Genomic DNA, 15,195 nt, shown 5'->3' on the forward strand with positions numbered 1-15,195 from the left:
CCGCACCGGTGGTGCGCTCTCGATCCCCTCACTTCCGAAAGCGCACCACCGCGGCGGAGCCACACATGACGTACTGCGGCGGTGCCGCACATCAGTACTGCGGCGGCGCCGCGTGTCAGCCCTGAATGGACTTGACCTCCAGGAACTCTTCGAGCCCGTACACGCCCGCCTCGCGGCCGTTGCCGGACTGCTTGTAGCCGCCGAACGGCGCGTTGACGTTGAAGGCGCCGTCGTTGACCTGGATCTGGCCGGCCCGGATCCGACGGGCGATCCGGTCGGCACGCTCCCGCGATCCGGACCAGACGGCACCGGCGAGGCCGTAGTCGGTGGCGTTGGCCAGGCGCACGGCGTCCTCCTCGCTGTCGTACGCCTCGATCGCGAGGACGGGTCCGAAGACCTCCTCCCTGTGGAGGGTCATGTCCTCGGTGACGTCGGAGAACACGGTCGGGCGCACGAAGGCACCGGGCGCGTCGAGGTCGACCTCGCCGCCCGCGACCAGGCGCGCACCCTCGTCGAGGGCGGTGCGGATGTGGCCGAGGACGCGCTGCTGCTGCGCCCGCGACGACAGCGGGCCGACCGCGGTCCCCTCGTCCGACGGGTCACCGACGGGCAGCGCCTCGGCCGTCGCCTTTGCCAGCGCCTCCACCTCGGCGACCCGGTCACGCGGCACGAGCATGCGGGTGAGTGCCGTGCACGTCTGACCGGAGTTCAGCATCATCGTCTGCACCGACGCCGGCACCACGGCGGCGAGGTCGGTGTCGTCGAGGATGACGTTCGGGCTCTTGCCACCGAGTTCGAGCGACACCTTCTTGACGGTGCGGGCCGCGACCTCGGAGATGCGGCGTCCCGCGCGGGTCGAGCCGGTGAAGCTGACGATGTCGACGTCGTCGTGGCCCGCGAGCGCCTCACCGACGTCCGGCCCGGTGCCGAAGACGACGTTGAACACGCCTGGGGGCAAGCCGATCTCGTCGACGATCTCGGTGAGGATGATCGCGCAGAGAGGAGTGACCTCACTCGGCTTCACGACGACCGTGTTGCCTGCCGCCAGGCCGTACGCGACCTTCAGTGCGATCTGGTGCAGCGGGTAGTTCCACGGCGTGATCGCTGCGAGGACACCGAACGGTTCCCGGACGATCGTCGAACCGCGGTACTCGGTCTCGAACTCGTACTCGCGCACGATGTTCGCGGACTCGGCGAAGCTGTTGAGAGGCAACGGGACCTGGATCGCCCGCGACACCGAGATGGGGCAACCCATTTCGGACGAGATGGTGCTCGCGATCTCCTCGGCCCGCTCGGCGAGCTTCCCGGCGATCGTCGTGAGGAGGTCCGCGCGCTCGGAAGCCGGCGTCTCGGACCAGCCCGGGAACGCCGCCCGAGCGGCCGCGACGGCGGCGTCCACGTCGGCGACGGTACCCGCGGTGACCTCGGCGATCACCGCGTCGTTCGCGGGATTCGTCACGGGGATCCGTGTCGTTCCACTCGACGGAACCCACTTGCCGTCGATGTAGTTCTTGTCGTGCGTCTGCATGAATCTGCTCTCTGTCGTGTGCTCGGTGAGTGTCGAATCGGCGGTCGCTGCGGATCGGACCGCTCAGCGGTCGTGTCGATCGGACCGCTCAGCGGTCGTGTCGATCGGACCGCTCAGCGGTCGTGTCGATCGGACCGCTCAGCGGTCGGCGTCGGTGTAGACGACGACACCGCGCAGGTTCTTGCCGTCGAACATGTCCTGGTAGCCCTGGTTGATGTCTTCGATGCTGTACCGGGTGGTGACGAGCTCGTCGAGCTTGAGGTGCCCGGAGCGGTAGAGGTCGAGGAGCTTGGGGATCTGGGTGCGGGGGCCGACGCCGCCGAAGATGGCACCCTGCACGCGCTTCTGCAGCAGGGTCAGCTCGAACAGGTTGAGGTCGACGGTGGACTGGGTGGCGTCGCCCATACCGGTGACGACGACCTGTCCGCCCTTGCCGGTCAGGCTCAGCGCCTGCTGGATGTGCTCGCCCTTGATCTCACCGACGGTGATGATCGTGACGTGTGCCATTTTGCCCCAGGTGAATTCGCCGATCTCGGCGGCGGCCTCCGCGACCGAGGCGTACGTGTGGGTGGCTCCGAACTCGATGGCCTTCTTTCGCTTGAACTCGACGGGGTCGATGGCGACGACGAAGCGGGCTCCGGCGAACTTGGCGCCCTGCACGGCGTTGATGCCGACGCCTCCGACACCGATGACGACGACCGTGTCGCCGGGGCGGGTGTTGCCGATCTCCGTCGCCGAGCCCCAGCCCGTGGACACGCCGCATCCGAGCAGCGCCGCGGTTTCGAGCGGGATGTCCTTCTCGATCTTCACGACGGACGCCTGGCTCACCGTGACGTAGGGCGCGAAGGTGCCGAGCAGGCACATCTGGATGACGGGCCGGCCGTCGCGGGTCACGCGGAACGTCTTGTCGGCGATGGCCTGACCGGTCAGCAGCCCGGCGCCCTCGTCGCACAGGTTCTGCAGCCCGGTGGCGCAGGACGGACAGGTGCCGCAGGCCGGGATGAACGCGAGCACAACGTGGTCGCCCTCTTCGAGTCCGGTGACGCCGGGGCCGACCTTGGTGATGACGCCTGCGCCCTCGTGGCCGCCGAGGACGGGCATCAGCGGCACCGGGCTGGCGCCCGCGACCACGTGCGCGTCGGAGTGGCACAGTCCGGAGGCGGCGAGCCGTACCTGAACCTCCCCCGCCACCGGATCACCGAGTTCGACCTCGGTGATCGTCCAGGGTGCACCGATCTCCTCGACAACCGCAGCCTTGACCTTCATGCAACGCCTCCTCGTGTATGCGAGCGGACACAGTCACCACTCAATGTGACATGCCTCACTCTGATCACACGGTAGGGCTCGACCGGGGAATGGACCAGAACCGTCGGGGCCACAACGCAACATTTCCGGCCATCATGGCGACGGTCTCGACTGGATCAGTGACCGACGGCGGCCGGAGCCTTCGCCGGACATCGGACTCGTTGACGCGGTCCCGGCGGTCGGTGAAACTGGCCACATGATCCCCGGTGCCGTGGTCCGTCGCGAACTGTCACCGGCGGCGCCTGCGGTGACGGAGGCCTCGAATCGGGTCATCGCCGCGATCACCGATCCATGGGACCACCCGAGGACGATGGTCTCGGTCGCGCTCATGTGCGAGTGGGGCGCGTCCCACGGCATCGAGGTGGAGACGCTGCTGCGCGGGACGCGCATCGCCTCGGGTTCGCTGAACGACCCCGAGGTCCTGGTCGAGGCCCGGCAGGAGATGGCCGTCATCCGCAACCTCGTCACCGCGATCGGCCATCGACCCGGACTCGGGGTCGAACTCGGTTCGCTCTACCACCTGACGGCTTACGGATATCTCGGATATCTGCTCACCGCGTCCGCGACCGCCCGCGACACCGTCGAGCGGGGCCTGCACTTCGCGCTCCTCACCTTCGCGTTCACGACGATGACGGCGCGGATCGATTCGGGTGGACGGTACGTGCTGACTCTCGAGGCCGATGACGTGCCCGAGGACGTCAGGGGGTTCGTGCTGGAGCGAGACACGGCTGCCGTCGTGCAGATCCATCGCGAGATCTTTCCCGGTTCCGGCAGGGTGCCGCTCCGCGAAATCCGCCTCGCCACCGGCAAGGAGGGGCCAACGGGGGTTTTCGCGGACTTCTTCCAGGTTCCGGTCGTGTTCGGATGCCCATGCACCGAGGTGGTGCTGGACGCCGGGTACCTCGACGAGGTGCCACCGATGGCGAACACCCACACTGCGCAACTCCTCGTGGCGCAATGCGAACGCATTCGTGCCGAACGACTGCACCACACCGGGGTCGCCGCTCGGGTCCGCGCGCACCTCCTCGATCGGACGTCGCTGGATCTCACACTCGAAGATGTTGCGCTGCAGTTGCATTACGCACCGCGCACTCTGCGACGCCATCTCGAGCACGAGGGCACGACGTTCCGTGAACTGCTCGACGAGGTGCGCCGCAGTGTCGCGGAGAACCTGCTGCTGGACCGGTCGATGTCACGGCACGAGATCGCTCGACGGCTCGGGTATCAGGACTGGTCGAGTGTGGTGCGGGCGACCCGCCGCTGGAAGCGCGAGTGACACCGCGCCGCTGGAAGCGGGACCGAGAGTCGGGGTCAGCGGCGGAATCCTGCCAGCCATCGCATCAGTGGGTAGCCGACGAGAATGCCGACGGATCCCCATGCGATACCGCCGAGTTCGACCGACCCGATGGACAGGGTGAGGTCGCCGATGCCTGCGACGATCGCTGCGGCGACGACGGTGAGGTTCACGGGGTCGGTGAAGTCGACCTTCGCGTCAGCCCAGATGCGAACGCCGAGGATGCCGATGAGTCCGTAGAGGACGAGGGTGGCGCCGCCGATCACACCGTCGGGAACTGTGAAGACGAGGGCTCCGAATTTCGGGGAGAACGCGAGCACGATCGCGGTCGCGGCGGCGACCCAGTAGGCAGCGGTGGAGTAGACGCGGGTCGCGGCCATGACGCCGATGTTCTCGGCGTAGGTCGTCGTGCCGGAGCCGCCGCCTGCGCCTGCCAGGGTGGTCGCGAGTCCGTCCGCGAACAACGCGTCGCCCGCGACGGCGTCGAGGTTGCGGCCGGTCATCGCGGACACGGCCTTGACGTGCCCGACGTTCTCGGCGATCAGGACGATGACGACCGGAAGCGTCAGGGCGATCACCGACCAGTTGAACTCGGGGCCGCGCAGGTGCGGGACACCGATCCACGCCGCATCGCGCAGTGCGTCGACGCGGGCGTCGTCGAGACCACCGGTGACGGCCGCGAACGCCCAGCCGACGACGACACCGACGAGGATGCCGAGTCGGCCGAGCAGTCCGGGCCCGACCGCGGTGACGACGAGGATCGCGACCAGGGTCACGCCTGCGATCAGTGGTTGCGCTTCGAACGAGCCGACCGCTGCAGGCGCCAAGTTCAGGCCGATGAGCATGACGACGGCGCCGGTGACGACGGGCGGCATCACCGCGTCGAGCACTCGGGCACCCGCCATCCTCACGAGTACGCCGACGAGCATGAGCACGACGCCGACGGACAGCACCGCGCCGAGTTGCGCGGCGGGTCCGTCGGCGGCGGACGCGGTCAGTGGTGCGATGAAGGCGAACGACGATCCGAGGTAGCTGGGGACGCGTCCGCGCGTGATGAGCAGGAACAGCACGGTGCCGATGCCGGAGAACAGCAGTGTCGTCGTCACCGGGAACCCGGTGATCGTCGGAACCAGCAGCGTCGCACCGAACATCGCGATCACGTGCTGCATCCCGACGCCGACGGTGCGGGGCCAGCTGAGTCGCTCGTCAGGTGCGACCACGGCACCGTCGGCGATCGTTCTGCCGTTACCGTGCAGGGTCCATCCGAATCCGCCACGCGCGGCGATGTCTCGTTTGGTCACGAGGCAGATCCTAGGACGTCCGGGTGTCCGGACGGGAGCGTCGATCAGCTCCCGGTGGACGGGGCAGGGGTCTCACCGTCGAACAGTGCCCGCACGAACGGCAGGGTGTCGGGCAGCGAGGCGGCCATGGTTCCGCTGTGGTCCGTCGGGTAGGTCTTGAAGGTCACCGGCTCACCGTTCCGTGCGAGCGTGGACGCGAGGAGCAGCGTCGAGGGCATGATGATGTCGGTGTCCTTGAGGCCCTGACCCATGAAGAACGGCTTGTCGTAACCGGTTTCGGGGACACCCATGTAGTCGGCGAGGAAACCCTGGATGTTCGGGATCGTCGACAGCGGCTTCGCGAACAGCGATCCGATGACCAGTCCGCCGGCCGAGCTCTTGAGCTGGTCGTAGCACTCGGTCTCGGCCTTGGCGAGCCAACTGCGCCCGCTGTCGTTGAGGAGCGACGGAAGGTCGAGCTCGGGGTGCGCCGCGTTGAGGCCGGCAAGGATGTAGAGCGAGTACACGGTCAGTCCGCCGGGAAGCGCGACGGGCGGGAAGCCCGGACCGGCGAGCGCGACGATGTTCTCGATGTAGGCGGGCACTCCGGTGCCGACGGCGCCGCGGTAGTCGAGGTCGGGTCCGCCGAACTCGGTGGCGTAGCGCGCGGTGGTGATCGCCGCGCCCGCACCCTGCGATTGCCCGATCGCGACCCAGGTGTTCGACAGTGACGGTTCGACAGCGCGCCCGGCCTTGACCATGTCGACGACGTTGTGCGCTTCGGACTTGCCGTCGAGGTAGGCCATGGTGCCGGGGGTACCCAGGCCGGCGTAGTCGCTCGCGACGACGGCGTAGCCCTGGTCGAGCCAGGTGCCGAGGTACGCGAAGTCCCGCTCACGCGCGCCGGGTCCGACGACGGACGGTGCGCAGCCGTCGCCGAGGCCGACGGTGCCGTGCGCCCAGGACAGGACGGGCCAACCGCCTTCGGGTGCCGGACCTTCGGGGACGAAGACGGTGCCGGTGCTCAGCGCGGGCTCGCCCGTGGCTCCGGTGGTCCAGTAGGTGAGCTTCTTCGCGTCCGCGGAGCCGGGGTACCAGAGGTCGCGGGGCAGAGTCTCGCTCGCGGTGACGGTGCCGGGCGCGGCGGATTCGGGTGCCGCGACTGCGGGTGCGGCGCCGAGCAGGACGCCGCCGACGGCCAGGGCGAGGCCGAGTACTCCGGCGCGACGTCGGGTGGATCGGATCACGGGGATTCCTTCGTCGAGATCACACCGGTTCGTGGTCACGGCCGGTGTCGCGACACTACGATTTGATTGACCATATGGTCAAGCTTCTGCCCATTCGAGTAGCCGCTCGACCGGCCACGTGTTGACGATCCGCTCCACGGGCACCTCACAGGCCTGCGCCCGTTCGCACCCGTACCCCTGAAAGTCCAGCTGGCCCGGCGCATGCGCATCCGTGTCGATCGAGAACAGGCATCCCCGCTCGAGCGCCATCCGGATCAGCCGCGACGGCGGGTCACGGCGTTCGGGGCGACTGTTGATCTCCACTGCGGTGTCGAACTGCCTGCACGCCTCGAACACCACCTCCGCGTTGAAGTCCGACTCGGGTCTGGTGCCCCGGCCACCCTCGACGAGCCTGCCGGTGCAGTGCCCGAGCACGTCGACGACCGGGTTCGCCACTGCCCGCACCATCCGCCGCGTCATCGCGTGGTGATCCATCCGCAGCTTCGAGTGCACGCTGGCGACTACGATGTCCAGCTCGGCCAGCAGCGAGGGATCCTGGTCGAGGCTGCCGTCGTCGAGGATGTCGACCTCGATGCCGGTGAGTATGCGGAACGGCGCCAACTCGGCGTTCAGTTCGACGACGACGTCGAGCTGTCGGCGCAGCCGGTCGGCGGACAACCCGTTCGCGACCGTCAAACGCGGCGAGTGGTCGGTCAGCGCGCAGTACTCGTGACCGATCAGTGCCGCGCGGCGCATCATCTCCTCGATCGGACTGCCGCCGTCGGACCAGTCCGAATGGGTGTGCAGGTCGCCGCGCAGCGCCGCGAGGAGCTCGCGTCCGCCCTCGCCGATCTGCTGCGCCGCGTCCTTCACCTCGGACAGGTAGGCGGGCACCTCCCCCGCCCACGCCTGCGCAATCACGGCCGCGGTCTTCGGCCCGATCCCGGTCAGCGCCGTCCACGTGTCGGTGCGGCCGTATCGGTTCCGTTGTTCGGGGGTCAGCTCCTCGACGACGTCGGCGGCGCGGCGGTACGCCTTGACCCGGTGCGTCTCCGCCCGACCGCGTTCGAGCCAGAACGCGATCTCCCGTAACGCCTCGACGGGGTCCATTCCCCCATCCTGTTCCATCGGCCCGGCTAGCGCAGGATCTCGGCCGCCCGCTCGCGCGCCGTCGCCGGGTCGGCGGCATCGAGTGCGGCCTGCGCGGCGCGGCGGCACTGGTCCAGATCCACCGCCGCCAGCGCCGATCCGGTGGCCGCGACCGCGGAGGCTGCCATCGACAGCGACGTGACACCTAGGCCGGCGAGGACGCACGCGAGCAGTGGGTCGGCGGCCGCTTCACCGCACACCCCGACGCCCTTGCCCGCGCGCGCACCGTCGGCGGCGGTCCGCGCGACCAACGCGAGCACCGCCGGCTGCCACGGATCGGTGAGGCCGGCGAGCGGGGCCGACATCCGATCGGCGGCCATCGTGTACTGGGTGAGGTCGTTGGTCCCGATCGACAGGAAGTCGACGTGTTCGAGTATCCGGTCGGCCAGCAATGCGGCGGCGGGAACCTCCACCATGACGCCGGGCACGAGACCCCGCGCGCGGGTGGCGGCCGCGAACTCGGCGGCCTCGGCGACCGTGGCGATCATCGGTGCCATCACCAGGACCGTCGCCGTCGACTCCCTCGCCGCGGTGGCGATCGCGTCGAGTTGACGCTCGAGCAGTCCGGGATGGTCGGCCGCGATGCGGTACCCCCGGACGCCGAGCGCCGGGTTGGGTTCCTCCCCGGTCGCGGCGAATCTCATCGGCTTGTCCGATCCGGCGTCGAGGGTGCGGACCACGACCTTGCCCTCCGGGAACGCGTCGAACACCTCCCGATAGATCTGCGTCTGCTCCTCGACGCCCGGCTCGGTGTCGCGGTCGAGGAACGCCAGTTCGGTGCGGAACAGGCCCACCCCCTCGGCCGCGGACCTTTCGGCGGCGGCGCGGGCACCCGGGCCGTCCTGGACGTTCGCGAGAACCGCCACCGGATGACAGTCGCGGGTGCGTCCGGGACCCGTCCAGGACGCGGTGCGTTGCCGGACCTCCTCGGCATGTGCGACGGTCGACCGGGCCCGGCCGGGTTCGGGGTCCACCTCGACGGTTCCGGCGCTGCCGTCGACGAGAACCTGTGCACCCGAATCGATGTCGTCGAGCCCGGGCACGCCGACGACACACGGGATGCCCAGCTGCCGCGCGATGATCGAGGTGTGGCCGGTCGGTCCGCCCAGGGTGGTGGCGATCGCGACGACGAGCGTCGGGTCGAGCACCGCGGTGTCCGCGGGTGCGAGGTCGCGGGCCACGAGCACCGACGGCTCGGTCGGCGTCGGGACGCCCGGTTCGGGCATCCCGCGCAGTTCGGCGATCACCCGATCGCGAATGTCCTTCAGGTCGGTGACCCGCTCGGCCATGAGGCCACCGAGCTTGGTGAAGACTGCGGCGAACTTGTCGGTCGCATCGGTGGCGGCGGACTCGGCGGGCGCCCCCGCGTCGACCAGTGCGGTGGCGGCGCCGAGCCAGCCACGGTCGGTGGCGAGACCAGCGGTGGCCCGGAGGACCCCGGCGCCCGCGCCCTTCACCCCGTCCGCCCGCGCGAGGAGCCTCGAGGACACGGCGTCCGCGGCGTCGAGGAAGCGCTGCTTCTCGGCCGGCCGGTCCGCGGCAGGCAGGTCTGCGCCGCGTGCCGGACGGCGGGGCCGCTCGCCGGGCCTGATCGTCGGGCCGTAGCCGACACCCGGGACGACAGCGGTACCGGCGAGCACGCGCCCCTCGGCCTGCGCACCCGCTTCCAGCTGCACCGAACCGTCTTCCGACCCGATCCCGTCCATGTCCACTCCTCGGCTCCGACTCGCTTCGACTTCCAGATCACCCGACCCGGTCGTATGTGACCAGGATTACTCCAACCCATTGACATGTCAACACACCCAGGCGTAAAACAACATAAACCAACATTCATTCAGGCAGGAGGTCACATGTACGCGGAAGAGCGACAGCAGGCGATCGCGGGGCTGATCAGCCAGCGCGGGCGGGTGTCGGTCGCCGATCTCGCCGGCACCTACGACGTGACCACCGAAACCGTCCGACGCGACCTGGCCGCACTCGACCGGCTCGGACTGATCCGCCGCGTGCACGGAGGCGCCGTGTCGGCCTCCGCGATCACCCTCGGCGAGAAGGAACTCGGCGAGCGCGAACACAGCAACGCGCCCGCCAAGGACCGGATCGCCGCAGCAGCACTGAAGTACCTGCCGTCGACCGGCGGCAGCATCGTCCTCGACGCCGGAACCACGACCTCGAGGATCGCGGCGCAACTGCCGTCGGATCGTGACCTCACGGTCGTCACCAACTCGATCCCCGTCGCGACGCGCTGCACCGGCCGACACACCCTGCAGATCCTCGGTGGACGCGTCCGAGGCGTCACACAGGCAGTGGTCGGAGATCAGGCGGTCGCGACGCTCACGTCGCTGCGCGTCGACGTCGCCTTCGTCGGCGCCAACGGCATCACCGCCGAGCACGGACTGTCCACGCCGGACTTCGACGAGGCCGCCGTGAAGTCCGCGCTCGTCAGGTGCGCCAATCTCGTTGTCGTCGTTGCCGACTCGAGCAAGTTCGGCCGCGAGGATCTCGTGCGTTTCGCCGCCGTCGACGAGATCGACGTACTGGTGACCGACGTCGACCTCGATCCGCTGGCCCGTGCGGCGTTCGAGGACCACGGTGTGGAAGTGGTGCTCGCATGATCGTCACACTCACCGCCAACCCGAGCCTCGACACCACCATCGAACTGGCCGGACGCCTCGAACGCGGCGCCGTGCAGCGCGCCAGGTCCACGACAACCGATCCCGGCGGCAAGGGCGTCAACGTCGCCCGGGTGGTCACGGCTGCGGGCAGCCCCGCACTGGCGATCCTGCCCGCCCGCGACGACGACCCCCTGGTCACGGCCCTCGCCGACCGCGGTGTCGCTCACCGACTCGTCTCCACCGGACGCCCCGTCCGGGCCAACGTCACCGTCACCGAACCGGACGGCACCACCACCAAGATCAATCCGCCGGGCGCCACTGTCGACGCCGAACACCTGGAGGCACTCGCCGACCTGGTGTCCCGGCACGCGGCCACCGCAGACTGGGTGGCGCTGTGCGGGTCTCTTCCGCCGGGGGCACCCGACGACTGGTACGCGACGCTCGTGCGGGCGCTGCGGACGCTGCCGTGCGCCGTCGCGGTCGACACCTCGGACCTGCCGTTGCGGGCGCTCGCCGCAGGCTTCCCCGACACGGCACCCGACCTGATGAAACCGAACGCGGACGAACTCGCCCAGCTCACCGGCTGCGACGGCGGCGCCCTCGAGGCCGCTGCCGAGCAGGGCGACCCCGACCCGACGGTGCGGGCGGCCCGCGCACTCGTCGACCGCGGCGTCGGGACGGTGCTCGTCACCCTCGGCGGTGCCGGAGCCGTCCTCGTCACGGCCGACGGTGCGTGGTTCGCCCGGGCACCGCGGATCACTCTCCGGAGCACCGTCGGCGCGGGAGACGCATCGCTCGCCGGTTACCTGCTGGCCCGGGTCTCGGGTGAGTCCCCCGATCGCGCACTCCAACTCGCCGTTGCGCACGGCACCGCGGCGGCGGCCCTTCCCGGCACCGCGCTCCCCCGCCCCGATCAGGTCGACCGCGACGCGGTCACTGTGACCACCCCCGGCGTTCCCGTCGCGGGTGTCGCATCATCCACCCCGGTCGCCGACCCGGCCTCCGATCTCTGAGGATCCGACATGTCCACTCCCACCGCAGATTCCCCGGCGATCATCGACGCCGGTCTGATCGACCTCGACGCCGACCTGGGCTCCGAGTCGGCCGACGTGATCGGCGCATTGGCGGGCAGGCTCGCCGCCGAGGGACGCGCGACCGACGCCACCGCGCTGCGCGATGCGGCGCTGGCCCGCGAAGCGCAATCCGCGACCGGCCTTCCCGGCGGAATCGCGATCCCGCACTGCCGGTCCGCGGCCGTCACCACCGCGTCCCTCGGGTTCGCGAGGCTGCAGCCGAAGGTCGACTTCGGCGCCCCCGACGGTCCCGCCGACCTGGTGTTCCTCATCGCCGCTCCCGAGGGTGCGGGCGCCGAGCACATGAAACTGCTGTCCGGACTTGCCCGGTCGCTCGTCAAACCCGACTTCGTCGCCGCGCTGCGAGCGGCTCCGGACGCCGCCGCCGTCGTCGGGCTGGTTCACGAGGCACTCGGACTCGAGGTCCCGGGCGGGCCGGCCACCGAGACGCCCGCACCTCCGGCGCCCGCGGAACCCGAGCAGGCCGAGGCGTCCGGTCGCTACATCGTCGCCGTCACGGCCTGCCCGACCGGCATCGCGCACACCTACATGGCCGCCGACTCCCTCGTCGCCGCCGGTGAGCGGGCGTCGGTTCCCGTCCGCGTCGAGACGCAGGGGTCGAGCGGCGGCACCGCACTGAGCCCGGACGTCATCGCCGGGGCGTCGGCAGTCATCTTCGCCACCGACGTGGGGGTCAAGGGCCGTGAACGATTCGCGGGCAAACCCGTCGTCGCGTCCGGCGTCAAGCGGGCGATCAACGAACCGGACGAGATGCTCGCCGAGGCACTGCGCGCATCCGAGAACCCCTCCGCGGCAACGGTCTCCGGGTCGGTCGAGAACGCGGCGTCCGACACGGGCTCGTCGGACGTCGGCTGGGGCACGCGACTGCGGCAGATCCTCTTGACCGGCGTCAGCTACATGATCCCGTTCGTCGCGGCGGGCGGCCTGCTGATCGCACTCGGCTTCCTGTTCGGCGGCTACGAGATCGGCGACAGCGCCAAGGACATCGTCCTCGACAACTCCCTGTGGAACCTGCCCGCCGGCGGATTCACCGCGTACCTGGGCGCCGTCCTGTTCCAGATCGGGTCGCTCGCCTTCGCGTTCCTGGTGCCTGCGCTGGCCGGCTACATCGCGTTCGCGATCGCGGACCGGCCCGGTCTCGCACCGGGATTCACCGCAGGCGCGGTCGCGGTGTTCGTGGGCGCCGGATTCATCGGCGGTCTCGTCGGCGGCATCATCGCCGGTTTCGCGGCACTGTGGATCGGCCGTATGCCGGTGCCCGCTGTCCTGCGCGGCCTGATGCCTGTCGTGGTCATCCCGCTGTTCGCGACGCTGGTCGTCGGCGCGCTGATGTTCATGGTGCTCGGTCGTCCGCTCGCCTCGGTCACGACCGGCCTCACCAACTGGCTCGGCGGCCTGTCCGGCGGTTCCGCAGTGATCCTCGGCATCATCCTCGGCCTGATGATGTGCTTCGACCTCGGCGGCCCCGTGAACAAGGCGGCATACGCCTTCGCAGTCGCGGGGTTGAACGTCAACGACCCGGCGACCCTGCGGATCATGGCCGCGGTCATGGCTGCCGGCATGGTTCCCCCGCTCGCGATGGCACTCGCGTCGACCGTTCGGCCGGGACTGTTCAGCGAGGCCGAGCGCGAGAACGGCAAGGCCGCCTGGTTCCTGGGCGCCGCGTTCATCTCCGAGGGCGCCATCCCGTTCGCGGCGGCCGACCCGCTGCGCGTGATCCCGTCGATGATGGCGGGCGGCGCCGTGACGGGTGCGCTGATCATGGCTACCGGCGTCACCCTCAGCGCCCCGCACGGCGGCATCTTCGTCTTCTTCGCGATCGGCGGAATCGGCTGGTTCCTCGTCTCCCTCGCCGCCGGAACCGTCGTCTCGGCGCTGGCAGTCGTCACCGCGAAGCAGTTCACCCGTCGTGGTTCCTCGGCGGAGGTCGACCTGACCCCCGTGACCGTCTGATCCCACTCCAGAGATTCACACCCTGAAAGGACGTCTCATGCCCAGCATCACCGTCGCCGTCGGATCGTCGATCGGCCTGCACGCCCGCCCCGCCGCCGTCATCGCGGACGCCGTCGCCGCCGCGGGTGTCCCCGTCACGCTCGCCGTCGAGGGAGCCGATCCGGTCGACGCCGGCTCGGCACTCATGATCATGACACTCGGCGCCACCAAGGGCGTCGAGGTGACCGTGTCGAGTGAGGATCAGCCCACGCTGGACAAGGTCGCCGAACTGGTGGCGGCCGACCTCGACGCCTGAGGTATCTGCGCGCGAGGTGCCCGGGACGTACGGCTAGGGCGCGAGCAGTCCGGTGCGGGTGGCGATCCAGCCGAGTTCACCCGCGAACGCCGGACCCCACACCTGTCCGCTGTGTGCGCCCGGCAGGTCGTAGTACCGCACGTCCAGGCCCGCGGCGGCCGCGGCCGCGTACATCCGCCGCTGCTGCGGGCGGTACTCCACGTCGTCGTCACCCGCGACGAACACTCCCGACACATCCGGCCTGGCTCCGGCATCGAGTTCGGCACGAGCACTGACCGCGGCGAAGGCCGCCTCGTCGCCGTCGAACGTCGCCGCGACCGTTCCGTCGTGGTCCCCGACCGACGGTTCGTCCTGACCGGAGATGTCCAGGAACGTCGGGTAGGCATCGGGACGGTTGACGGCCAGCTGCACCGCGCAGGTGCCGCCGTAGGAGTAGCCGCCGATCGCCCACGCCCTGGCGGCGGTGTTCACCTGCAGATGCCCGGTGACCCAGTCCGGGACATCCTCGGCCAGATAGGTTTCCACGTTCCCGAGCCGGGAGTCGAGGCACAGCGGAAGCGCGTCGTCGGCACCGAGCGCGTCCGGTACCACCACGACCGGGGCCAGACCGTCGTGTGCAGCGGCGAAGGCGGAGACCGTGCCCGCGAGCCCGATCCCGAGCCAGTCGTCGGGCCGGCCCGGGTTGCCCGCGACGAGAACCACCACCGGCAGCAGCGCGCGTGGAGTGTCGAGGTAGGCGGGCGGCAGGTACACCAACGCCGGCCTGGCGGCGAAACCCGAACGCAGTCCGGGGATCTGCGCGTGGGTGACGATCCCGTCGCGTACCGACCGAAGCGGCCGCCGCCACACCCCTTCCACGGGAGTCCCCGCCTGCACGCGTGACTGCGGCCCCGGGACCTCTGCGAAGTCGACGAACCGGACGCCAGGCGCAGGCCCGTGCCCGAGCAGTGATCCGGCGGTCGGGAAGCGTTCGACGTCGCGGTTGACCGCGACGACCGCCGTCACCGATAGTGCGACGGCCGCGACAACCGCAGTCAGCGTCGTCCTGATCGCGCGACGATCCCCCGTGGCCGCGGCACCCGCAAGGCACCACCCCGTGACCGCAATGAAGACGGCCACCGCGATCTCCCCGGCCACCTCCGGTGGCATCGGACGCGACACGGCCCACGAGACGAGGACGACTCCCCCGGTCAGCGCGGCAGTGACACCGGTCGACCACAGGGCACGCCGGCACGATCGCAGCGCGAGCGCGCCGAGAACGATCGACGCACACACGCCGACGACCACGATCGCGGTCGTCGCGACCGGCCCGACGAGCGACAGCCGCGACAGCGACCTGAGTACGTCGTGAGCACCGGGCATCGCGCCAGTATCTGTCGGTCGTCGACCGAAAACGAATCGGACAGAGGACGATTCGGACAGCCCGGGCGAACCGCCCAAGTCCTGCTCGCCGCCGGTG

The 15,195-nt window shown here is 70.1% G+C and carries 12 protein-coding genes; 5 read left to right on the forward strand and 7 right to left on the reverse strand.

Translation table 11 applies throughout. The annotated features are described in order from the left end of the window. Positions 1 to 115 precede the first annotated feature (115 nt). Together RHCRD62_RS18260 and RHCRD62_RS18265 are read right to left on the reverse strand one after the other, a co-directional pair. Complete coding sequence (locus RHCRD62_RS18260) at positions 116 to 1,528, reverse strand: aldehyde dehydrogenase family protein (RefSeq protein WP_050066145.1); 1,413 nt, start codon at positions 1,526 to 1,528, stop codon at positions 116 to 118. A gap of 138 nt (positions 1,529 to 1,666) precedes the next feature. Then, positions 1,667 to 2,794, reverse strand: a complete 1,128-nt coding sequence (locus RHCRD62_RS18265; RefSeq protein ID WP_050066146.1) for an NDMA-dependent alcohol dehydrogenase — start codon at positions 2,792 to 2,794, stop codon at positions 1,667 to 1,669. A 235-nt stretch (positions 2,795 to 3,029) separates the two neighbouring features. Between RHCRD62_RS18265 and RHCRD62_RS18270 the strand changes: the two genes are divergently transcribed. Further along, positions 3,030 to 4,109 carry an AraC family transcriptional regulator gene (locus RHCRD62_RS18270; RefSeq protein ID WP_050066147.1) on the forward strand — a complete coding sequence of 360 codons (1,080 nt, stop codon included), beginning with the start codon at positions 3,030 to 3,032 and terminating at the stop codon, positions 4,107 to 4,109. Between the two features lie 35 nt (positions 4,110 to 4,144). Here RHCRD62_RS18270 and RHCRD62_RS18275 read toward each other — a convergent pair whose 3' ends face one another. The 4 genes from RHCRD62_RS18275 to RHCRD62_RS18290 form a co-directional block, all read right to left on the reverse strand. After that, positions 4,145 to 5,413, reverse strand: a complete 1,269-nt coding sequence (locus RHCRD62_RS18275; RefSeq protein WP_050066274.1) for a uracil-xanthine permease family protein — start codon at positions 5,411 to 5,413, stop codon at positions 4,145 to 4,147. Positions 5,414 to 5,472: 59 nt separating this feature from the next. Beyond that, positions 5,473 to 6,609, reverse strand: coding sequence for a lipase family protein (locus RHCRD62_RS18280; RefSeq protein ID WP_253277384.1), 1,137 nt, complete (start codon positions 6,607 to 6,609; stop codon positions 5,473 to 5,475). A gap of 123 nt (positions 6,610 to 6,732) precedes the next feature. Further along, positions 6,733 to 7,743, reverse strand: a complete 1,011-nt coding sequence (locus RHCRD62_RS18285; RefSeq protein WP_050066148.1) for a PHP domain-containing protein — start codon at positions 7,741 to 7,743, stop codon at positions 6,733 to 6,735. 26 nt (positions 7,744 to 7,769) lie between these two features. Further along, positions 7,770 to 9,488, reverse strand: a complete 1,719-nt coding sequence (locus RHCRD62_RS18290) for a phosphoenolpyruvate--protein phosphotransferase (RefSeq protein ID WP_050066149.1) — start codon at positions 9,486 to 9,488, stop codon at positions 7,770 to 7,772. Positions 9,489 to 9,632: 144 nt separating this feature from the next. Here RHCRD62_RS18290 and RHCRD62_RS18295 point away from each other — a divergent pair, with 144 nt between their 5' ends. From RHCRD62_RS18295 to RHCRD62_RS18310, 4 genes are read left to right on the forward strand one after another with little or no spacing between them, the layout of a single operon-like run. Continuing rightward, positions 9,633 to 10,394, forward strand: a complete 762-nt coding sequence (locus tag RHCRD62_RS18295) for a DeoR/GlpR family DNA-binding transcription regulator (RefSeq protein ID WP_050066150.1) — start codon at positions 9,633 to 9,635, stop codon at positions 10,392 to 10,394. Further along, on the forward strand, positions 10,391 to 11,407 hold the full coding sequence (locus RHCRD62_RS18300) for a 1-phosphofructokinase family hexose kinase (RefSeq protein WP_050066151.1): 1,017 nt from the start codon (positions 10,391 to 10,393) through the stop codon (positions 11,405 to 11,407). The genes RHCRD62_RS18295 and RHCRD62_RS18300 overlap by 4 nt, the downstream gene beginning before the upstream one ends. Positions 11,408 to 11,416: 9 nt before the next feature. Next, positions 11,417 to 13,441 carry a PTS fructose transporter subunit IIABC gene (locus tag RHCRD62_RS18305; RefSeq protein ID WP_050066152.1) on the forward strand — a complete coding sequence of 675 codons (2,025 nt, stop codon included), beginning with the start codon at positions 11,417 to 11,419 and terminating at the stop codon, positions 13,439 to 13,441. A gap of 37 nt (positions 13,442 to 13,478) precedes the next feature. Beyond that, entirely contained in the window at positions 13,479 to 13,736 is a 258-nt protein-coding gene (locus RHCRD62_RS18310) for an HPr family phosphocarrier protein (protein ID WP_050066153.1), read from the forward strand. Between the two features lie 33 nt (positions 13,737 to 13,769). Here RHCRD62_RS18310 and RHCRD62_RS18315 read toward each other — a convergent pair whose 3' ends face one another. Beyond that, positions 13,770 to 15,098, reverse strand: coding sequence for an alpha/beta hydrolase (locus RHCRD62_RS18315; RefSeq protein WP_050066154.1), 1,329 nt, complete (start codon positions 15,096 to 15,098; stop codon positions 13,770 to 13,772). Between the last annotated feature and the right edge of the window lie 97 nt (positions 15,099 to 15,195).

This window comes from Rhodococcus sp. RD6.2 (assembly GCF_001040705.1).
Classification (GTDB): Bacteria; Actinomycetota; Actinomycetes; order Mycobacteriales; family Mycobacteriaceae; genus Rhodococcus_G.